Raw genomic sequence first — 21042 nt, 5'->3', positions numbered from 1 at the left:
CCGCTCCTACACGTTTGGCGCTGAACTCAAGAAATGCGCGATCCCCTGTGGGAGCGGGCGTGCCCGCGAATGGGCGCGGGTGGTGGCCTGGCGTACGCGCAGCGCCAAGTCCTTGGCCGCACCGCTCTGCACCACGTACTTGACCTCGATATCGCGCTCCCAGCGTTTCTGGTCGGTCTACGGGTTGCCCTCGGCACCCCGGCGCACGATTGCGTCATCGGCAGCGCCCGGGCACGGCCTGGGCGCTGCAACATCCTGCAGATATTTCCGACGCCAGGCAGTGAACCTGCCGACAAAAAAAAGGTCATTCGCTGACGGTCAACCCACCGACCGGTTCATCGGCCCAGTCACCGGCCTACTTTTTCCCCGTTGCAGCGAAGACCAACATGCCCGATTCCCGCCCAACCGCCTCCGCCCTCCCTGCCCTGCGCGGCAGCCTGATCGCCGCCCTGCTGGCGCTTGCCGCACCCGTGCATGCCGAAGAACCCGCCAGCGACGCACGCTGGGTCAGCGACAGCCTGAGCACCTATGTGCGTAGCGGGCCGACCGACGGCCATCGCATTGTCGGCACACTCAAATCCGGGCAAAAGCTGACACTGCTTGGCAGCCAGGGCAAGTACAGCCAGGTGCGCGGCCAGAATGGCGACGTGGTGTGGATCCTCAGCGATGACCTGCAGTCTGTTCCCGGCCAGAACGAACGGCTGCCGTTGCTGGATGCGCAGGTGGCAGAGCTCACCGGCCAGTTGAAGACCATCGACGACAGCTGGAAGAACCGCGTGCAAGGCATGCAGGAAACCCTGGATTCGCGCAAGAAGCTGATCGACGAGCTGGAGGCACGCAATAAGGCACTCAACGAGCAATACGACCAGAGCCAGTCGGAGCTGCGCGATACCCAGGCGCGCCTGGGCGATGAGAACAAACAGGTGATGATGCGCTACATGGTCTACGGTGGCAGCATCGCCGGCGCGGGCCTGCTGGCCGGGCTGATCCTGCCGGCGCTGACCCGCGGGCGCAAGAAGAACGACCGCTGGTTCTGAACGGCGTCATGCACCGCGGCGCGGCTACAGGTCTTGGAACTTGGCCAGTTCTTCGCGGCAGAACGCCACGAACAACTGCGCCGGCTTGGTCAGCTGTACACGCTTCAACCAAGCCGCGGCCAACCCCGACAGCGCCACCGGCTCGGTGATGTCCAGCATGACCAGGCGCTGGCCGTCGTAGGTGTAGGGCGAATGCGGCCGGGTGACCAACAGCGAGAAACCGAACCCCTGCCCGACCATGCCGCGCACCATCTCGATCGAGGGCGAACTGAAGACGATGTTCGGCGTGAGGCCCAGTTCGTTGAACAGGCTGACGAAGTAGGTACGGCTGGGCGCCACGTCGAGCAAGATCATCGGCTCCGGGCACAGGTCGCGCAGCGAGACCTGGCCCTGGCTGGCAAAACGATGGTTCTCCGGCAGCAATACGTAAGGCTTTTGCGGCGGCATCAGCGGCTCGGCCTCGATGGTGCCATCGAGGTCGTGATCATAGAGAAACGCCAGGTCGAAGCTGCCTGCCGTCAGGCCCTGGATCAGGTCCTGCTGCTCGCCGTCGCGCAGGCGGATATCCACGCCAGGGTAGCGCTGGCGGAAACCGGCAATCAGCCGTGGCAGGTACAACGGCGCCACGGTTTCGAAACAACCGATATCAATCTGCCCGGCAACGGTGTCATTGTCGGCCAGGGCGTTTTGTTCGAACTCATGGGCCATCTGCAGCAGCGACTTGGCCTTGGCGTAAAAGCGCTTGCCGCTGGGCGTCAACGACACACCCTGAGCATGGTGGCGGATGAACAACTGCACCCCGAAGCTTTCCTCCAGGCCTTTGATGGCCGTGGAGATCGACGGCTGGGCGATGTAAAGCTGGCGCGAAGCCTCCGCCACGCTACCGGCTTCCACCGTAGTGACGAAGTACTTGAGTTGTCGCAGGGTATAGGCAGCCACGCTTACCTCTCTGGCGCCGGCCTGGGCGCACGGAAATTGGGATCATGGCTGACACTTTACCCCCGCAGGCGCCCGGGCGGTGGCTGGCGGATCAAGCATTTGCCTATGGCTTGAGCAGGTTTTCCCTGGGTAGGCTCAAGCGCACTGGTCAAATGGCCCTGAGCGTCTTTACTGATGCTTATCGACCCTAGGCATACGGTGTGCACTCATGAAGATCGTCGTCACCAGCATCCTCGTCGACAATCAAGCCAAAGCCCTTGCTTTCTACCATTACGTACTCGGTTTCGAGCCCAAGCAGGACATCCCCATGGGCGACCACCGCTGGCTGACCCTCACCTCGCCCAACGACCCCAACGGCGTTGAGTTGCTGCTGGAGGCAGATGACCACCCGGCGTCCAAAACCTACAAAGCTGCACTCAAGCAAGCGGGTATCCCCGCCACCTCCTTCGCCGTGCGTGACATTCAGGCAGAGTATGCCCGGCTCTGCGCCGCCGGCGTCCAGTTCACCCAGCCCCCTACCGACAAGGGTGCGGTTACCCTCGCGGTGTTCGATGACACCTGCGGCAACCTGATCCAGATCGCACAGAAGCACTAACCCCATGCCGCTATGGCAATGCGCAACAATAAGGAAAACCGATGCGCCACGAATTCAGCGAAGTGCTCAATGACGGCGTCGACTACTTTCTGCTTGGCGATATCCAGTTGCTTGAACAGTTCAAGCAGCAACAGCAACTGCCCGATGACCTGGCCTACGCCTTCACCCATGGCGACAGCGGCGACCACGCGGTGAGTGAAGGTGTGGTGCTGCCACTGGCCGGGGTCGATAACCTGCCGTACCGCATTCTGTTCACCCTGGACAGCCACACACCGGCGCTGCGCGAAGCTGGCAGCCGCCTGAAGCACCAGCGCAATGGCTATGTGCTGCGCGTCGAGCACGGGGCGCTGATGCTATATACCTGGCGGATGCTTCAGCACTTCACGCCCAAGACGCTGGGTGACTTCTTGGCGCGTTACCAGGTCCCGGGGCGGCCGATCATCGAGCTGGACAATGGCTGGTATGACGTGGAGGTGCTGGCCGGCGCACTGGTGCGCGACGCCTTGTACGAGCCGGCGTTCGAGTTCGTGTTGAAAAAGCGCTGGAGCCGGGGCCGGCCGGCCACCGTGGACACCGGCTACGCGTTCGGGCTGCGTGGCTATTTCGACTGATGGTTGCCCGCCCCAGTGTGCGGCGCCGCCAGGGTTAAACCCCGAGGGGGTGCACCGCTGCCACTGGCGCTATCGGCCCTTTAAGCTCGACCTGGTTGCCATCCGGATCGTAGCAGTACAGCGACGGCCCTTCGCCCTCGGCACCGTAGCGTTTCTCGGCAGGTTCTACCTGCACCCCCGCCGCCTGCAGGTAGGCCAGCAAGGCGGGCTCATCGAATGGCTCGATACGCAGGCAGAAATGATGCAGGTTGCGCCCCTCGGCGCCCGGCGCCGCACCACCGGTTCGCCCCAGTGGCCCGTCCAGCGTAACCAGGTCGATCATCGCCGTGCCCGTGGCCAGGTGCACCATGCCCAGATCCTCACGCACGCGGCTGACCGAACAGCCAAGCAGGTCGGTATAGAACGCCACGCTGCGCGGCAGGTCACTGACCCGCAGTACCAGGTGGTCGATGTGCTGGATGGCGAAGGGTCGCATGGCGGGCTCCGGCTGGCCTGGGGGTGTACCACCATAGCGCAGGCGCCCAGGCCATCACCAGCACCCGCTACTCATTCACCAGGCGTTGCAACATGCCCCCTTCGTGCCGCGCGATGATGCGCAGCAGTTGGTCGACCAGCGCCCGGTCCGGCGCGTCCAGGTGGAAGTGATGACCGCCCGGGTGCCAGGACACCTTCGCATGGTCGGGCAAAGCCGCCTGGCGCTGGCTGAACGCATCGCCGGCAAATGCCCCCTGGCGGCCGAACATCAGGTACAACGGGCAGCGGATCTGGCTGAGCAGGTCGCACGCTTCGCGCTCGGTCAGCGGCATGGGTTCGGGCAGCACCAGCCGCGGGTCGTGGCGCCAGCAATAGCCCTCGCCCAGTTGCAACAGGTCACGCATGGCCAACAAGCGGGCGGCGCCTTCGGACAGCTCGGTGTCCAGCCGCTCGCGGCGTTGCGCCAAGGCGGTGTCGAGGTCATCGAAGCGGGCGTCGCCCGGCTCGCCGAAGCCCGGTAGCTGGCTGCGCTGCACCATGCGTTTGAGCCGATAGGCCCGCGCCAGGTGCTGCACGCGGTCATCCTCGGCGACGGTGAACGGTGCCCCCATGCCGTCGAGGAACGTCATGCTGGCGATGCCGCTGGTCATGGCCGCGAGCAGCGACGCCACGCCCGTACCCATGCCGTGGGCCAGCACATGGAATTGGCTCAGGCCGAGGCTGTCGGCAACCGCCAGCATGTCCTCTGCGTGTTCCCATAGGTAATAGCCACTGTCGTGCCGACGATGGTCGGAACGCCCATGGCCGACCAGGTCGGGGGCAACGACGAAACAGTGTTCGAGCAGCGGTGCCAAGCGGTCGAACGAGGCTGCATTGTCCAGCCAGCCATGAAAGGCCAAGACCGGCATCCCGTCCTCCCGGCCCCAGCAGCGCACCGCGATTTCGATGCCATTGTTGTCCAGCAAGTAGTCCTTGGGTGTCGACGATGAACGCATGGGTAGCTTCCTGACTATGGCCTGGCAAGGCCGCGACACCCCCTACCTTGGCGCGATGCCGGCAGCCGCGTTGGTGCCGGGCCGACACTTGCATAGGCCAGACCGACACCCCTCAGCTGAACGGCACCCCTTGCTCGCCGGCCACAGCGCCCTTCACTGCCCGCGCAGATCCTCGAAGAATGCCTGCCGGCCATCGACCCGTGCAGACGCCCTTGGCGCTACAGCCGCTTCGCCGCTGGCTGCCTCGACGTGCCAATAGCAGTGCTGCACGGCACGGGTCACTGCCACGTAGGCCAGGCGCTGCACTTCTTCCTTCTGCGCGGTATCGAACGGCTGGGCGTCTGCGGCCTTGCCCAACCCGGCCTGGCGGTAGACCTGGTTCTTGTAAGGGGAGCTGGTCAGGTACTGGCAGTCGCCGAGCATGAACACCGCGTCGGCTTGCAGCCCCTTGGCACTGTGGTAGGTCAGCTGGCGCAGCCGGCGTTGCTCGGCCGGCAGCGCCGCCTCGGCTTGCACCACGCTTTGCAGGTGCTCGCTCATCAGTACCCGGTCGCTGCCCTTGCGGTACAGCATCATCACCGTCTCGCCGCGCTGGTAGTGCTCCATCAGTGTCTGGCCCAAGGCTGCCTCATCCCGGTCGAAGACCTTGACCGGCGAGCCTGGCAATTGCGCGGCGGGGCCGCTGGCGCGGGCCTTCTTGCCGGCAATTGCCGGGGTGCCCTTGACCAGGTGCTCGGCGGCATCGATCACCTGTTGCTGGCAACGGTAGTTATCGACCAGCATCACGCGGGTGTTGGCCGGCGCAGCAAAGGCCTTGGTGAATTCCATGAAGTACTTGGGTGAACTGCCGCGCCAGCCATAGATCGACTGCCAGTCGTCGCCCACGCACAGCAGTGACGAATGCTGGGCATGCCGTCCGGTATGCATGGCCGGGCCGCGTCGGCGTATTTCGCGCAAACTCGCACGCAGCCAGCTGACGATCTGTGGCGACACGTCCTGGAACTCGTCGATCATCAGGTGCGCCAATGGCCGCAACAGCGGGTCGGGTAGCAGGCGCAGGTTTTCCGGGTTGTTTTCGCCGAACAGCGCGAACATGCGGTTGTAGCTCATCACCGGTGGCGACAGGCCCAGCAGGTGCGCTTCCAGGGCTTTCCAGTACAAGGCCAGGGCCTCGAAGAACAGCGCGTCGCTGTCACCGCTGGGGAAACTCATCGACGCCACGGCCGTGTTCACCTCAAGGCCAAGGTTCTCGATGAAATTGGCAGCCCCCACGAACGCATCCAGCAGTGGCACCGCCGCCAGCTCGCCCTTGACCTTGTACTCGAAGCCAGGGCCCGCCACGGCATCACCGGCCAGCGACGCTGCCAGGCGCCGGGCCATGGCGTAGTTGTCGAGCCAGATCAGCGGCCGGTCGCAGAACGCCTGCAACAAAGTGCGTTTGACCGCCCACTCACCGCGTACCGCCAGCTTGGCGCCAGGGCGCTGGTACTGCGCGCTTTCCGTCGGGTCGAAGCCGAGCACCACCAACGGCCCGCCCCCCGCCAGGCGCCCATGCACATGAAACCGGCTGCCACGGATCTCGACGGTATCGCGGCACGGTTCGATACCTGTGATCGGCCAGGCGCCGGCAGCGAACCAGAGGTCCTCGATCACATCACACAGCTCTTCGTCGCGCTGCGCAGCCAATTGCGTAACCTGGGCGCGTTTTTGCACCTCGGGGTTGTTCGGGTCCAGGGGTTTGAGCTGCAAGGCTTCGCTTCGCAGCAAGCCGACCAGCTCGGCAAAGCGTGGGCTTTCATGCAGCACGCGGCTGTAGCACTGGTTCAGTTGCTGGCGTTGGGCGTCATTCAAACGCAGGTCGAACGGGTTGCTGTCGGCCTCGGCTTCGCGCCCGGCTGGCATGTCGCTGCCCAGCGTTTCGAAAGCACGCAGCTGGTCAAAACCCGGCAGGCTGCGCACCAGCGGCAGAATGCGTGAATGGAAGGTCCGCACCAGCTCGCGCGCCTGCGCCGGTTGCAGGTTGATCTGCCAAAGGGCGAACACCTGCAACAGGCGCTTGATGAAGTCTTTGCGCGACTCGCGGGTAAAGGTGACCACGGTCATCGCGTCCAGCTCGTAGCCCAGGTAATGGCGCAACAGCAGGATGCGCAGTACCAGCGACGTCGATTTGCCCGCGCCCGCCCCGGCCACCACGCAGGTAGACGGGGTGTCGCTGAAAATCAGCTTCCATTGCGCAGCGCTGGGTTGCGCTTCGGCGGGCAGGCGCAGGGCCACATCGGCCTTGAAGCGTTTTTTCAGTTCAGCCGTCAGCGGCAGGCGCCAGTCGTCGAAGAGGTTGTCGTCGCAGCCAGGCACGGCAGCATCCTCGGGGCGGCTGTCGCGGATCACCAGCACCTGGCGCCCGGCCTCGTAGCCGGCTTCCCGGCCACGCTCGAAACCATCGCGCACACCCTCGGCATGGCCCCTGCGTTGCCCGGTGGCATGGCCCAGGAACCATGAGTCCCGATGCTGCGCCTGCAGGCGGGTCAGGCAGCGCCCCAGCAGGCGCGCCGCCACACGGCGAAACCAGGGCAACTGGGCGGGCGGGGTAAGGTCGGCGGGGGCCTGGGGTAGCTCTTGGGCCACGGTCACTCCTTGCTGAACAGAAACAATGGGCATGTTCGCCGCATCGACCAAAAATGGCCAGCGAATGCTTGCAGATCAGGGGATTAGGCGATGAAGCGGATAAGTACTTGCAGGTTATAGAACCACTAATTCGATTGTTTTAAGCCGATATTTACGCTTATTTTCGATGCTTCTTTGGCGCATCATGGCCTCATCCACTGATTCAAGGAGCGCGACCATGCTGCAACTTCGTTCGTTCGATAGCCTCGGCCATGCCAACCACGGCTGGCTCGACGCCCACCATCATTTTTCCTTTGCCGAGTACTACGACCCAGCGCGCATGCACTGGGGCAACCTGCGGGTCTGGAACGATGACCTGATCGCGGCCGGCAGCGGCTTCCCTCCGCACCCACACCGTGACATGGAAATCATCACTTATGTGCGCGAAGGCGCGATCACCCACCAGGACAGCCTTGGCAATAAAGGCCGGACCGAGGCCGGTGACGTCCAGGTGATGAGTGCCGGTACCGGCATCGTGCACAGCGAGTACAACCTGGAAGACGTCGATACCCGTATCTTCCAGATCTGGATCGTGCCGGAACGCACCGGTGAAGCACCGCAATGGGGTAGCCGACCATTCCCCAAAGGTGAACGTGGCGAAGGCTTCGTGACCCTGGCCAGCGGCCGCGCCGGCGATGAAGACAGCCTGCAGATCCGCACCGATGCACGCCTGGTGGCTGCCACCCTGAAAGCGGGTGAGACCGCCGAATACCGTTTCGACGCCGATCGCCGGGGCTACCTGGTACCCGCCAAGGGCCGGGTGGAAGTCAACGGCCTGCGGGTCGAGGCGCGTGATGGTGTGGCCATCGAGCAGGAGCAGCTTCTGCGCGTGACCGCCATCGAAGACAGCGAGATCGTGCTGGTGGACGTGGCCTGACCTTCACCCGGCAGGCTTGGTGGTCAGCCGGGCTGTCGTTTTCAGCAGCGAGTGCAGTCAATACCGTTTCACAAATCGTTGCGTAGCCGTAGTCTGTGCCGGTACCCGACCACGGAACGTTGACATGCTGCAGTTGCTGCTGACCACCCTGCTCCCGATCATTCTGCTGATTGCCCTGGGTACTTTCCTGCGCCTGCGGGGGTTTCTGGCCGAAACCTTCTGGCCTGGCGCTGAACGCCTTAGCTACTACGTACTGCTGCCAGCGCTGTTCCTGCATGGCCTGGCCACCGCCAACCTGGAGGGTGTGCCGGTGCTGGGCATGGTCGGCGCGCTGATGCTTTCCACCTTGGCGGGCGCGGTGATGCTGGTGCTCTACCAAGGCATGGCAGACCACGAGGGTGCCGATTTCACCTCGGTGTTCCAGGGCGGTATCCGCTTCAACAACTACATTGGTGCCACCCTGGCTGCCGGCCTCTACGGCAGCGCCGGCATAGCCCTGGCCGCGGTTGCCAACGCGGCCATCGTGCCCCTGGTCAACCTGCTCTGCGTGCTGGTGTTCGCCCGCTTCAGCGCCCGCCACAGTTCGCCAGCAACCGTGCTGAAGGCAATCTTCGCCAACCCGCTGATTGTCGGCTGCGCGGGTGGCCTGCTGCTGCGCGTGACCGGGCTGGGCCTGCCGCCGGGTATCGAGCCCACGGTCAAGGCCCTGGGCCAGGCTGCCCTGCCGCTGGGGCTGCTGTGCGTGGGGGCAGCGCTGGGCGGCGCCCGCCTCGGCCAGCAGGCGCGGCCATTAATGGCGGCTTCGGCGTTCAAGTTCCTGGTCATGCCCGTGACCACCTGGGGCCTGTGCCGGCTGCTGGGCCTGGGCGGCCAGGCCGCAGTGGTGGCGGTGCTGTTCCAGGCACTGCCGACAGCCTCGTCCTCCTACGTAATGGCGCGGCAAATGGGCGGCAATGCACCGTTGATGGCCACCATCATCGCCCTGCAAACCGTGGCCGCCGCCGCCACCCTGCCTTTGGTATTAATGCTTACGCTTGGCTAGACTGGCATCAGCCCACCGTTCGGAGTTCGACCATGCGCTTTTCGTGGATGCTGATCGGCCTGACCACCGCCCTGCTTGCCGCCCCCTTGCACGCTGCCGACCCCGCCAAAGCCGCCGTGGCCGAGGGCAAGGCCGAGGCCCTTGAAGAAAAAGTGGTCGAGGCAGCGCCCCCGCCCAAGCCCGCCGAAAAGTTGACCCCGAGCGAAGCGCAGGCCGTGGACCCGGCTGGCAAGGCACCGCTGGATGACAGCCTTACCTGCCTGGCGCGCACCCTTTACTGGGAAGCCAAGGGGGCCGATGCCAAAGACATGGCCGCCGTGGCCAGCGTGGTGCTGAACCGCCTGGGCCAGGATGGCTTTCCGGATACCATCTGTGGTGTGGTCAAGCAGGGCGTTGAAAGCAAAGCCTGCCAGTTTTCCTGGTGGTGCGACGGGCGCCCCGACCAGGTCGAGGAGCCGCAGCGCTACGACGTTGCCAAGGAAATTGCGCGCAAAGCCCTCAACCAGCAGTTGCAGGACTCCACTGGCGGCGCGCTCTACTTCCATGACCGCAGTGTGCATCCAGCCTGGGCCAAGGCTTATCGCCGAACGGCCAAGACCACGCACTTTTTGTTCTACAAACCCAACCAGGCGTTGGCCCGCTGACAAGGCACGTGTTAGCGCACACTGCCCTGTCACCCGACTTGTCGCCGGCTTTTAGGTTTGTTTGCCCAAGCTTCGCACTTTTGCGGCGGGCAATGGTCTACCTCCCTTCGTGTACCGCCGGCACTGTTTGCCGGCGTTTTATTTGCCTTGCACCCGCCTGGGCCAAAAGCCCCGAGCTTGTGTAGGATGAGCAGCGCCTACCACGCCGCTGCCAGTCATAGGGAGATACACATGCGCGTGCTGTCATCCGTTGCCGCCTTGTCGCTTGGCCTGTTGATTTCGACCGGGGCATTGGCCGTTACCGGCGAAGAAGCGCAACTGATCGCGTCGATCAATGCCTACCGCAGCCAGGCCCAACCTTGCGGTGGCGAGGCATCGCTGGAACTGCCACCGCTGAACAGCGATACCCGCCTGGCGCTGTCGCCGGAGGGCACCCGCGATCTGCAGCAGGCCATGACCCGGGCGGCCTACCCTATGGTCAATGTGCAGGCCATCAGCCTGTCGGGGCCGCGCGATGCGCCTGCGGCCATGCATGCCATCGAGGAAAGTTTCTGCCAGGTGGTGCTGGACCCGCAGTTCGTCGACATCGGCGTCAGCCAGGAAGGCCGCGATTGGCGTATCGTGCTGGCCCGGCCACTGCTCAGTGGCCGCCTCGGTGACTGGCAAGCCGAAGGGCAGAAGGTGGTGGAGGAAATCAACGCGGCCCGCAAGGTGGCCCGGCAGTGTGGCGGGCAACCCTTCGCTGCCGCCCCGCCGTTAAGCTGGAACACGGTGCTGGCGGGGGCTGCCGCCAACCACACGCGGGCCATGGCCAACCAGAATTTCTTCGACCACATCGACAAGGATGGCCGCACCCCCGGCGACCGGGCGGAGCTGGCCGGCTACCTGTATCAGCAGATCGGCGAGAACATTGCTGCTGGGCGTGACACTGCGCACAAGGTGGTCGAAGGCTGGCTGGACAGCCCCGGGCACTGTGCCACGTTGATGAACCCCGAGTTCCGCGACCTGGGGGCTGCCTACGCAGTGGACCCGAAGAGCGATGCGGGCATCTACTGGACCGCACTGTTCGGCACACCACAGTGAATTCGAGCCCCCTTGCAACCCTGTCAGGCGCGCTTCAGCCCTGGTGTGTAGCTGCTCGCAGCTCGAGCGCGGTACAGCCAAACCGCGTCCGCAGGCATTTGCCCAGGTAACTGGCATCGCCCAGGCCGACTTCATCGGCAATCTGCGCCAGGCTGTGGGTGGAGTTGAGCAAGCGCCAGCGTGCTTGCTGCAGGCGCATTTCGCGCCACCAGGCCTTGGCACTCAGGCCATGACTGGCATGAAACTGCCGGTCCAGCTGGCGCCGGCTGATGCCCAACGCTGCCGCCAGTTGCTCCACCGCCAGCGGCGCCCCCAGGTGATGGCGCATCAGTGCCTGCGCCTTCTGCACCTGGCGCCCCGGCCCGCTGCCCGGCTCCAGGGAGCGCAAGGCATGGCGGCTGTCGCGGGTTTCATCCACCAGCATGTCGGCCAAGCCCTTGAGTGCCCGCGTGCGACCGCAGGCACGTGACAGCAGCGCGACAGCCAGGTCGATGGCCGCCGTGCCACCGGCGCAGGTAATACGGTTGCCATCGATGCAGTACAGTTGCTCAGGCAGTAGCTGCACATGCGGGAACGCCGCCCGGAATTCGGCTTCGTGGCGCCAGTGCACCACCACCTTGTGCCCACGCAACAAGCCGCACGCCGCCAGCAGGAAAACACCATTGTCGACCCCGACCAATTTGACGCCCGCCTTGCTGGCGCGCTTGAGCAAAGCCTGGTAGCGCGGTGCAAGTGCGGCGGTGGCCATGGCATTGCGCCCGCCGAACAGCACCAGGTAGTCGAAACTGGCCAGCTCGAGGTCGCCGGCCACGGCCTCGACCTGCAGCACTGCACCGCTGCTGGAAGGCACCGGTTCACCACCCAGCCCCGCCACCGTCCAGCTGCAATAACGCTGCTGGCTGTAGTCCTCGTCATCGGCGCTGAAGCGCAACTTGTCGAGGAAGGCGCCAAACGGCAGCAAGGCAAAATCCGGTAGCGGCAAGATCAGCAAGCGAATATCGGGATACACGGTATTCACGTCCAGAAAGTACCATCGAATGTCCGGATATTACCCTGCCAGCGCCACCATTGCGCCCTAGACTGGCGCCCTGTTCATCACATGGCGTTACCCGGCATGAACCTCGACACATGGCTCATCTACCTGCTGGCGAGCATCGGTTTGTCGCTCACCCCAGGCCCTAACAGCCTGCTGGCCTTGACCCACGGCGCCCTGTATGGGGCCCGGCGAACCCTGTTCACCATTGTCGGCGGCGTGTTCGGCTTCAGCGCGCTCATCGCCCTGGCGATGTTCGGGCTTGGTGCATTGCTGCAGGCCTCGGCGTCGGTGCTTGGCGTACTGAAATGGCTAGGGGGTGCCTACCTGGTCTGGCTAGGTGTTCAGCTGTGGCGCAGCCCAGGCCTGCAGTTGGAACTCAATGCGGGCAACGCTGGGCTGAACAACGCAGGGTTGTTTCGCCAAGGGCTGCTGTCGGCCATGGCCAACCCCAAGGTGCTGCTGTTCTACGGCGCGTTCCTGCCACAGTTCATCGACCCACAGCGCGGGCTGCTGTTGCAGTTCGTGGTCATGGCGGCCACCTTCGCCAGCGTCGAGTTTCTGGTCGAATACCTGCTGGCGCGGCTGGCGTACCGAGTTCGGCCCTGGCTGAGCAAAGCAGGCAAAGGCTTCAATCGCTGCTGCGGGAGCTTGTTCGCCCTGATTGGCGTGGCCTTGCCCTTGAGCCGCTAGCCCCTGGCACAGGCAGGCCACTGCCACTGGCGTTGCAGCGCCTATCGAGCCTGGCGTGCCTGGAAAACGAAGACCAGCAGCGCCACCCCCGGCAAGGCGGCGCCCACCAATGCCACCCCTGCCCAACCAAACTGGCTGAACAGCGCACTGGCCACTGCCGAACCCAGCGCCCCGCCAAGGAAGATGCTGGTCATGTACACCGCATTCAAACGCCCACGGCTGGCCGGGTCCAGTGCGTACACTTCACGCTGGCCGATCACCATGTTCATCTGCACCGCAAAATCCAGCAGCACACCCGTCAGGCCCAGGCCGATCACGCTGTAGCCGGGCACCGTCAAACCCAGCAGCAAGGCGGCCGGCGCCAGTAACAGCGCCAGGAACGACCCCGCCCGGGCATGCCCGGCATCGGCCAGGCGGCCGGCAATGGGTGCCGCAACCGCACCCACTGCGCCGACCAACGCGAACAAGGCAATCTGGCTTTGCGACAGGCCATGCCCTGCAGCCAGGGCCAGCGGCACCGCCGTCCAGTAAAGGCTGAATGCGGCGAACATCAAGGCCTGGTACAGCGAGCGCTGGCGCAGCAGCGGGTAATGGCGCAGCAAGGTGAGCAGCGACAGCATCAGCCCTGCGTAACTGGCCTTGTGCTCGGGCCGACGCTGCGGCAGGGTCGACGCCAGCAGCAGGATGATCGCCATCATCACCCCGGCAGCGCCGATGAATACCGCACGCCAGCCGAAGTGGTCGGCCACCAGGCTGGACAACGGCCGGGCCAGCAGGATGCCCAGCAGCAACCCACCCATGATGTTGCCCACTACCCGACCGCGCTGGTGCTCGGGCGCCAGGTGCGCCGCCAGCGGAATCAGCATCTGCACCGCCACTGAACTGAAGCCGATCAGCAGGGCGTAACCCAGGAACAACTGCCCCTGGCCACTGCCACTGGTACCTGCCAACAGCAGGCTGATGCAGGCCAGAACGGCGGTGGCCACCATTAGACGACGGTTTTCCAGCAAGTCGGCCAACGGTACCAGCAACAACAGGCCCAAGGCATAGCCGAGCTGGGTGAGGGAAACGATCAGGCTGGCATGTTCGGTAGACAGCCCCAGGTCCGGGGCTATCAGCCCCACGATGGGTTGGGCGTAGTAGATGTTGGCGACGATAGCGCCGCAGCAGAACGCCAGGAGTACGACCAGGGCCCGGCTCAGGCCGGCAGTGGCCGGTTGCGCTGACGCGACGGAAGGGTTCATGCGAGGTTCCTCGACAAGGTATGGGGGATGACGGCCACCTTACCTGCGGGCAGCGGCGCCGAGAATTGGGCAGCTACGCAACGCGCCTTTGCGTATAGCGCAACGCTAGCGGCCAGTATTCAGCACATTTTCGCAAAACCCGATGAAAGCGCTGACCCGCCGCGAACCCCGGTGGTTGGGCAGGTACAGGGCGTTGATACAGTCGTTGGCGGTGCCAGGGTTGGCTTGCCATTCAGGGAACAGGCGCTGCAGCCGACCGCCTTCAACGTCTTCGCGTACCAGCCAGTCGGCCAGCAATGCAATACCGCTGCCCGCCAGCGCCGTTTCGCGCAACATGTCGGCGTTGGCACTGCGCAGCGGCCCGCTTACGTCCAGCTCCAGGCTTTCCTGGCCACAGGTCAGGCGCCAGGGCCGTGCTTTTTGCCCGTAGCGAAAACGCAGGCAGGCGTGTTCAAGCAGCTGCCGGGGATGCAGGAGCGGCCCGCGCTCGGCCAGGTAGCCCGGGCTGGCGACCAGCCAGCGTTGGAAGCGGCCCAGTGGGCGGCACACCATTTCATCGCTGGGCGCTGGGTCACCCAGGCGGATCGACAGGTCATAACGCCCGTCGAGCAGGTCGTCGATGCGGTCGCTAAGGTCGATGTCCAGCTCCAGCGCCGGGTGGCGCGCCAGAAACGGCCCCAGGTGCGGGGCGATGACCCGCCTGCCGAACTCCACCGGCAAGCACAGGCGCAGCACACCGACCGGTTCCTCACCGCGGTCCGAGATGCTGGCATCGGCCTCGTCCAGCGCCTCGAAGATGCCCCGGGCGCGCTGGTAGTAGCGCGCGCCTGCCTCGGTCAGACTGACCTGGCGCGTCGAACGATTGAGCAAGGTGGCGCCCAGCGCCGACTCAAGGGCATCGACCAGGCGCGTCACCGACGAGGTCGCCACCCCCAGCCGGCGTGCAGCCGCTGAAAAACCCTGGGCATCGACGGTGGCCACGAACATTTTCATCGCCAAAAGTTTGTCCATGTCAGGCCGTCCTCGAAAACTCGCAAAGGTCTTACAAACCGTCAGCCCGGTCAAGAAGCGTGGCGCCGAGCAAACCGGGCCATGGCGGGCGTACGCCCAACCCGCGTAAAGCCTACAACCGACCGTAGCTGGATAATAAAACCTTGCCCGCCATACCCGGTGGTTTCATGCATTTTTCCAGACACGATCTAGAATTTTAGTCACACCGCGTTAAGTTCAGCCCTGCGACAATCAGTCTCACAAAATTATGTACCAACTTGTTAATTAGCAAGCTAAGGGCTTAAACTGCGCGCATTCCACCTGCTGAGATCCCTGGCATGAACGAAACACCGCGCGCCTCTGGCGCCTCTAAAATCATCCTGATTGGCCTGGGCGTGATCATCGCCCTGCTTGGCCTGCTCCTGGCTGCCGGCGGCGTCAAACTCGCCGGCCTGGGCGGTTCCTGGTACTTCCTGATCGGCGGCCTGGCCATGGCCATCGCCGGTGTGCTCATTGCCCGCCGTAAAAAAGTGGGCGCCTGGCTGTACGCGCTGTTCCTGGTTGGCACTGCCCTCTGGGCGCTGGTCGACGCCGGCCTGGTGTTCTGGCCGCTGTTCTCGCGCCTGTTCATGTTCGGTGTCATCGGCATGGTGGTAGCGCTGGTGTACCCACTGCTGGCCCGCGCCAATGGCGCCAGCGCCGGGCGCGGTGCCTACGGCGTTGCCGCGGTGATGGCCGTGGTGCTGGCGGTTGCCGCCGGCAACATGTTCGTCGCCCACCCAAGCGTAGCCCCTACTGGCAAAGGCCCGGGCATGACCGCGGTCGAGGCCGGCAAGGAACAGAAGGACTGGGCCCACTACGGTAATACCGAAGGTGGCAGCCGCTTCGCCGCGCTGGACCAGATCAACCGTGACAACGTGAACAAGCTGAAGGTGGCCTGGACCTACCACACCGGCGACGTCGCCATCAGCGACGGCAACGGTGCCGAAGACCAGCTGACACCCCTGCAGATCGGCAACAAGGTGTTCATCTGCACCCCGCACAACAACCTGATCGCGCTGGATGCCGACACCGGCAAAGAGCTGTGGAAGAACGCCATCAATGCCCAGTCCAAGGTCTGGCAGCGTTGCCGCGGCCTGGCCTATTTCGATGCCACTGCGGCCATCGCCCAGCCGACCCAGCCCAACAGCTCGCCGGTCACCGGCGGTAGCGTGCCGGCCGGCGCCAACTGCCAGCGTCGCCTGCTGACCAACACCATCGATGGCCGCCTGATTGCCGTCGATGCCGACACCGGCGAGTTCTGCCAGGGCTTCGGCAACAACGGCCAGGTCAACCTGATGGCCGGCCTGGGCGATGTGCCTGACTCTTACTACCAGCTGTCCTCGGCACCGCTGATGGCCGGCACCACCGTGGTGGTCGGCGGCCGCGTTGCCGACAACGTCCAGACCGACATGCCAGGCGGCGTGATTCGTGGCTTCGACGTGATCACCGGGGCAATGCGCTGGGCCTTCGACCCGGGCAACCCGGAAGACCGCCAGGCCCCGCAGGGCGACAACACCTACGTGCGCAGCACCCCGAACAGCTGGGCACCGATGTCCTACGACCCGGCGATGAACACCGTGTTCCTGCCGATGGGCTCGTCGTCCACCGACATCTACGGTGTTGAACGCAGCAAGCTGGACCACACCTACGGCGCTTCGGTGCTGGCCCTGGACGCCACCACCGGCAACCAGAAGTGGGTGTACCAGACCGTGCACAACGACCTCTGGGACTTCGACCTGCCGATGCAGCCGAGCTTGATCGACTTCACCAAGGACGACGGCCAGACCGTACCTGCGGTAGTGATCGGTACCAAAGCCGGGCAGATCTACGTGCTCGACCGCGCCACCGGCAAACCGCTGACCCAGGTCGACGAAGTTCCGGTCAAGCCAAGTAACATTCCAAACGAGCCGTACTCGCCAACCCAGCCCAAGTCGGTGGGCATGCCGCAGATCGGCGCGCAGACCCTGACCGAGTCGGACATGTGGGGTGCTACCCCGTATGACCAGCTGCTGTGCCGCATCGACTTCAAGAAGATGCGCTATGACGGCTTGTACACAGCGCCCGGCACCGACCTGTCGCTGAGCTTCCCGGGTTCGCTGGGCGGCATGAACTGGGGCAGCCTTTCCACCGACCCGGTGCACGGTTTCATCTTCGTCAACGACATGCGCCTGGGCCTGTGGATCCAGATGATTCCGTCGCAGAACAAAGGCAATGCAGCGTCCGGCGGCGAAGCCCTGAACACCGGCATGGGTGCAGTACCGCTCAAGGGCACCCCGTATGCGGTGAACAAGAACCGCTTCCTGTCGGTAGCCGGTATTCCATGCCAGGCGCCGCCGTTCGGCACCCTCACCGCGATCGACATGAAGACCCGCCAGGTGGCCTGGCAGGTACCGGTGGGCACCGTTGAAGACACCGGCCCGCTGGGTATCCGCATGCACCTGCCGATCAAGATCGGCCTGCCCACCCTGGGCGGCACCCTGTCGACCCAAGGCGGCCTGGTGTTCATTGCCGGCACCCAGGACTTCTACCTGCGCGCCTACAACAGCGGCAACGGTGACGAAATCTGGAAGGCGCGCCTGCCAGTGGGCAGCCAGGGTGGCCCCATGACCTATGTTTCGCCGAAAACCGGCAAGCAGTACGTGGTCGTGACAGCGGGCGGAGCGCGCCAGTCGACCGACCGCGGCGACTACGTGATCGCTTACGCCTTGCCGTAACACAGCGTCGCCCCGTTCGCGGGTGAACCCGCCGCCACAGGAGGATCACTGCCCTGGCAAATGGTGCAGTCCCTGTGGCAGCGGGTTCACCCGCGAAGAGGCCCGAACAGACAACCCGAGACACAGCAATGCCATCCGTAATTCGCTTCACCCCCACCCTGCTGCTGGCGCTGGCCAGCAGCACCGCACTTGCCAACGACGACCTCCTAACCCGCAGCACCCTCACCGGTGACTGGGGCGGCCTGCGCCACCAGCTGGAACAGGATGGGGTGAAAATCACCGGCGACTACAGCGGTGAAACCGCCTACAACGCGCATGGCGGCCTGCACCGCTCGGCGCGTTACTCGCAGAACGTCAAGCTGGGCGTGCAGTTCGACCTGTCGAAGCTGTACGGCCTGGACAACGGCGGCAAAGTCCAGCTGACCATCAACGACCGTCGCGGCAACAGCGCGTCGGACGATCTGGTCGGCAACCGCCTGCCGATCCAGGAAAACTACGGCGGTCTGTACACCCGCCTGACCGAGCTGAGCTACGAACGCACCCTGTTCACCCCTGCGCTCAACGTCAAGCTGGGCTACATGGCCATGGGCAACGACGTCGGCGGCCTGGACAGCGGCATCCTGTGCAATTTCATGAACGCCGGCTTCTGTGGCCACCCGCTGAACATGTCGGGGGGCAGCGGCTGGACCAACTACCCCAACGCCCACCTCGGCGTGCGCGTGAAGTACGACCTGTCGCCCGCCTGGCAACTGCGTGTGGCAGCGTTCAATGTGGACCCCGAGAGCAATGGCAATTCCAGCCGTGCCTGGCACCTGGGGCCCAAGCACACCACTGGCACCGTGGTCCCGGTGGAGCTGGTGTACAAGCTGCAGGGCGAGCTGCCGGGCGAGTACAAGCTCGGCTACTACTACGACAGCTCCGACGTGAAGCGCATCGGCAGCGACGACGAAGTGTCGGGGCGCGGTGGGCACTACCTGCTGGTCGACCAGGCGCTGTGGAACGATCAGGCCTCGCCAGGCCGCAGCCTGCACGCCTTCGGCCAGTATTCGGCGTCGAGCAAGGCCGCTTCGCCGTTCACCAAGTGGTATGGCGCCGGGGTGGTGCTGTACAAGCCGTTCGAAGGCCGCCCGAGAGATACCGTGGCACTGGGTTACGGCCGCGCCGTACCCAACCCGCGTAGCCGCGATGTGCTGGAAGATGCTGCATTCAACGCCGGCCAGCCGTTCCCCGATATCGACAGCGCCGAGCAGTTGATCGAGCTGAGCTACGGCTACCAGGCCACGCCATGGCTGAACCTGCGCCCGGATGTGCAGTACATCATCGAGCCAGGGGCGTTCACTGGCAAGGACATCGACAACGCGCTGGTGGTGGGCCTGCAGGTAAAAGCAACCTTCTGAGTCGCCGGGGGCCGCACTGCGGCCCATTCGCGAGTGCACCCGCGCCCACAGAGCCCCGGCAGCTCAACCGTCAAGCCTGCCTGAGGTGATCCACCAGCCTGAGCAGCATGGCATCACAGCCCTGCAGCTGTTCGACACTGACGAATTCATCCGGCTTGTGCCCCTGCTCCATGCTCCCGGGCCCGCACACCACGGTCGGGATGCCCGCCTGGTCGAACAGCCCGCCTTCAGTACCAAACGCCACGGTGCCGAATTTATCCGAACCACTGAGCAGCGCCACCACCTGCGCAGCTTCACTGTTCTGCGGTGTAGCCAACCCCGGATAGGCACTCAGCGGCTGCAGGCGAATGGCGCTGTCGGCGTGGACCTTGCGCATGCGCGGCAGCAACTCAGCCTCGGCATAGGCCTGCAGTTGGTCCGCCACCGCCTGTGCCTCGAACCCCGGCAAGGCACGCACCTCGAAATCGAATTCGCACTCGGCCGGCACGATGTTCAGCGCCCTGCCCCCGTTGATCACCCCGGTCTGCACCGTGGAGAACGGTGGGTCGAAACGCTCGTCGTGATGCTGCGGCAAGGCCAGCGCGTCGCCGATATCACCCAGCTTGCCGATAAGCCTGGCGGCATACTCGATGGCATTCACGCCATACGGTGCATAAGCTGAATGGCAAGCAGCGCCATGCACCTGGCAGCGCATCGCCAGTTTGCCCTTGTGCCCCAACACGGGTTTGAGTTCAGTGGGCTCACCGATCAGGCACAGCCGCGGTTTGTGCGGGCGCTGTTCGAGCGCTGCGAGCATCGAACGTACACCCAGGCAGCCGACCTCTTCGTCATACGAAAATGCCAGGTGCACCGGCATGCGCAGCGGTTGGGCGAGAAATGCGGGTACCGCTGCCAGCACTGACGCGATGAAGCCTTTCATGTCGGCTGTGCCACGGCCATACAAGCGGCCATCGTGTTCGCTGAGGACGAACGGTTCGGCCGTCCAGGCCTGGCCGTCTACCGGCACCACGTCGGTATGCCCGGACAGCACCACGCCGCCAACATCCTTGGGGCCGATGGTGGCAAACAGGTTGGCCTTGGTGCCCTCCGGGTTGTGGAACAGCTCGCATTCCACGCCCAACCCGGCCAGGTAATCGCGAATGAAGCCGATCAGCGCCAGGTTGGAATCACGGCTGACCGTGGCAAAGCCGACCAGCCTGGCCAGCAGCGTCCGGCTGGCAAACTCACTCATCGCCCGGCACCCCGCAGCTCGGCGCAGAGGTCGGGTTGAGGGCGCGGGTGACGTAGTCCTGCATTTGTGGGCGGTAGGCTTGCCACAGGCCATCGAGCGCTCCGATGGGGTCGTTGTCGGCCCAGTCGACGCGCAGGTCCACCAGTGGCCAGGTCAGCTCGCCCGCAATTTTCAGCGCCGCCGAGTGCACCGGCCCCGCCTCACCCCCCGCAGCCATCGCCGCGTGCATGGCCGCCAGCAGGCGGTCGGCCAGGTGCCCACCGGCCTGTTTGAAGGCCAGCACCATCGCTTCGATCACCTGGGTGGAAGACAGCAGGTTGCCCGCCGCCGCGCATTGCTCGCCGGCCACGGCATGGTGTGTGCCAAGCGCCTCGCGCCCCGTGAAAAAGGCTACCTGGCCGGTGCTGTCGATCACCGTCACCTGGCGGTACTCGCTCCAGCCATTGGCGCTCAACACCCGGTCCAGCGCTGCGGCGGGTGCCAACTGGCCCTGCTCCATGGCGTCGAGAATCTGCGGGCCCAGCGCCGGCAAGGTGATGTTCTGGGTAGCGACCGCGCCCACGCCGGCACGCACCCACGGGCAACGGGCCCCCACGGCGATGCTCGACGAACTGATGGCGATACCGATCTGGCCGGTTTCCTGGCAGCGACCAATGATGGAGAACGTCATGTCTAGGTTCCTGTTGTGCTGTGCGATACACGGCATTCTGGGTGGAACCTTCGGGCAGGCGAAACCA

The 21042-nt window shown here is 64.7% G+C and carries 19 protein-coding genes and 1 pseudogene; 10 read left to right on the top strand and 10 right to left on the bottom strand.

What is annotated here, in order from left to right:
* Positions 1-6: 6 nt before the first annotated feature.
* Positions 7-198: pseudogene (locus GEV39_RS10160) on the bottom strand (OprD family outer membrane porin); the annotation flags it as partial.
* A gap of 188 nt (positions 199-386) precedes the next feature.
* Between GEV39_RS10160 and GEV39_RS10155 the strand changes: the two are divergent.
* A complete protein-coding gene (locus tag GEV39_RS10155; protein WP_173888675.1) occupies positions 387-1037 on the top strand; it encodes a TIGR04211 family SH3 domain-containing protein in 651 nt (216 codons plus the stop codon).
* A gap of 24 nt (positions 1038-1061) precedes the next feature.
* Here the strand turns inward: GEV39_RS10155 and GEV39_RS10150 are convergent, their stop codons facing one another.
* Positions 1062-1976 carry a LysR family transcriptional regulator gene (locus GEV39_RS10150; RefSeq protein ID WP_173888674.1) on the bottom strand — a complete coding sequence of 305 codons (915 nt, stop codon included), beginning with the start codon at positions 1974-1976 and terminating at the stop codon, positions 1062-1064.
* A 208-nt stretch (positions 1977-2184) separates the two neighbouring features.
* On the opposite strand from GEV39_RS10150, the gene GEV39_RS10145 reads away from it, so the two are divergent.
* Positions 2185-2571: a VOC family protein gene (locus tag GEV39_RS10145; protein WP_173888672.1), complete on the top strand. Its 387-nt coding sequence runs from the start codon at positions 2185-2187 to the stop codon at positions 2569-2571.
* A 41-nt stretch (positions 2572-2612) separates the two neighbouring features.
* Positions 2613-3182, top strand: a complete 570-nt coding sequence (locus GEV39_RS10140) for a hypothetical protein (RefSeq protein WP_173888670.1) — start codon at positions 2613-2615, stop codon at positions 3180-3182.
* 34 nt (positions 3183-3216) lie between these two features.
* On the opposite strand, the gene GEV39_RS10135 is transcribed toward GEV39_RS10140, so the two are convergent.
* The 3 genes from GEV39_RS10135 to GEV39_RS10125 all read right to left on the bottom strand — a co-directional run bounded on the left by GEV39_RS10135 (position 3217) and on the right by GEV39_RS10125 (position 7309).
* A complete protein-coding gene (locus tag GEV39_RS10135; RefSeq protein ID WP_173888668.1) occupies positions 3217-3657 on the bottom strand; it encodes a VOC family protein in 441 nt (146 codons plus the stop codon).
* Positions 3658-3724: 67 nt separating this feature from the next.
* On the bottom strand, positions 3725-4651 hold the full coding sequence (locus GEV39_RS10130; RefSeq protein ID WP_173888666.1) for an alpha/beta fold hydrolase: 927 nt from the start codon (positions 4649-4651) through the stop codon (positions 3725-3727).
* Between the two features lie 153 nt (positions 4652-4804).
* The gene (locus tag GEV39_RS10125) at positions 4805-7309 is read right to left on the bottom strand and encodes a UvrD-helicase domain-containing protein (protein ID WP_173888664.1); all 2505 of its coding nucleotides are present in this window, start codon (positions 7307-7309) and stop codon (positions 4805-4807) included.
* A 184-nt stretch (positions 7310-7493) separates the two neighbouring features.
* Between GEV39_RS10125 and GEV39_RS10120 the strand changes: the two genes are divergently transcribed.
* The 4 genes from GEV39_RS10120 (at position 7494) to GEV39_RS10105 (ending at position 10961) form a co-directional block, all read left to right on the top strand.
* Complete coding sequence (locus tag GEV39_RS10120) at positions 7494-8192, top strand: pirin family protein (RefSeq protein WP_054903943.1); 699 nt, start codon at positions 7494-7496, stop codon at positions 8190-8192.
* Between the two features lie 124 nt (positions 8193-8316).
* A complete protein-coding gene (locus GEV39_RS10115; RefSeq protein ID WP_173888662.1) occupies positions 8317-9234 on the top strand; it encodes an AEC family transporter in 918 nt (305 codons plus the stop codon).
* A 32-nt stretch (positions 9235-9266) separates the two neighbouring features.
* Positions 9267-9878: a cell wall hydrolase gene (locus GEV39_RS10110; protein ID WP_054914184.1), complete on the top strand. Its 612-nt coding sequence runs from the start codon at positions 9267-9269 to the stop codon at positions 9876-9878.
* A gap of 231 nt (positions 9879-10109) precedes the next feature.
* Complete coding sequence (locus GEV39_RS10105; protein ID WP_047149650.1) at positions 10110-10961, top strand: CAP domain-containing protein; 852 nt, start codon at positions 10110-10112, stop codon at positions 10959-10961.
* Positions 10962-10995: 34 nt separating this feature from the next.
* Here the strand turns inward: GEV39_RS10105 and GEV39_RS10100 are convergent, their stop codons facing one another.
* Positions 10996-11970 carry a GlxA family transcriptional regulator gene (locus GEV39_RS10100; protein ID WP_173891679.1) on the bottom strand — a complete coding sequence of 325 codons (975 nt, stop codon included), beginning with the start codon at positions 11968-11970 and terminating at the stop codon, positions 10996-10998.
* Between the two features lie 105 nt (positions 11971-12075).
* Between GEV39_RS10100 and GEV39_RS10095 the strand changes: the two genes are divergently transcribed.
* Positions 12076-12687, top strand: coding sequence for a LysE family translocator (locus tag GEV39_RS10095; RefSeq protein ID WP_054912745.1), 612 nt, complete (start codon positions 12076-12078; stop codon positions 12685-12687).
* 41 nt (positions 12688-12728) lie between these two features.
* Here GEV39_RS10095 and GEV39_RS10090 read toward each other — a convergent pair whose 3' ends face one another.
* Positions 12729-13931 (bottom strand): MFS transporter, encoded by a 1203-nt coding sequence (locus GEV39_RS10090; RefSeq protein ID WP_173888660.1) that lies wholly within the window; start codon positions 13929-13931, stop codon positions 12729-12731.
* 105 nt (positions 13932-14036) lie between these two features.
* Complete coding sequence (locus GEV39_RS10085; RefSeq protein ID WP_054912743.1) at positions 14037-14942, bottom strand: LysR family transcriptional regulator; 906 nt, start codon at positions 14940-14942, stop codon at positions 14037-14039.
* Between the two features lie 317 nt (positions 14943-15259).
* Here GEV39_RS10085 and GEV39_RS10080 point away from each other — a divergent pair, with 317 nt between their 5' ends.
* A complete protein-coding gene (locus GEV39_RS10080; protein ID WP_173888658.1) occupies positions 15260-17677 on the top strand; it encodes a glucose/quinate/shikimate family membrane-bound PQQ-dependent dehydrogenase in 2418 nt (805 codons plus the stop codon).
* A gap of 128 nt (positions 17678-17805) precedes the next feature.
* Positions 17806-19074, top strand: a complete 1269-nt coding sequence (locus GEV39_RS10075) for a carbohydrate porin (protein WP_009686532.1) — start codon at positions 17806-17808, stop codon at positions 19072-19074.
* Between the two features lie 70 nt (positions 19075-19144).
* On the opposite strand, the gene argE is transcribed toward GEV39_RS10075, so the two are convergent.
* Together argE and GEV39_RS10065 are read right to left on the bottom strand one after the other, a co-directional pair.
* Positions 19145-20305 carry an acetylornithine deacetylase gene (argE, locus tag GEV39_RS10070; protein ID WP_173888657.1) on the bottom strand — a complete coding sequence of 387 codons (1161 nt, stop codon included), beginning with the start codon at positions 20303-20305 and terminating at the stop codon, positions 19145-19147.
* Positions 20298-20975 carry a DUF1028 domain-containing protein gene (locus GEV39_RS10065; RefSeq protein ID WP_173888655.1) on the bottom strand — a complete coding sequence of 226 codons (678 nt, stop codon included), beginning with the start codon at positions 20973-20975 and terminating at the stop codon, positions 20298-20300. Before GEV39_RS10065 ends, argE begins: the two co-directional genes overlap by 8 nt.
* Positions 20976-21042 lie beyond the last annotated feature (67 nt).

Source organism: Pseudomonas sp. NY5710, assembly GCF_013305665.1.
Taxonomy (GTDB): Bacteria; Pseudomonadota; Gammaproteobacteria; order Pseudomonadales; family Pseudomonadaceae; genus Aquipseudomonas; species Aquipseudomonas juntendi.
The sequence above is the reverse complement of the archived record's forward strand: the minus strand, read 5'-3'. Positions and strand labels throughout refer to the sequence as shown.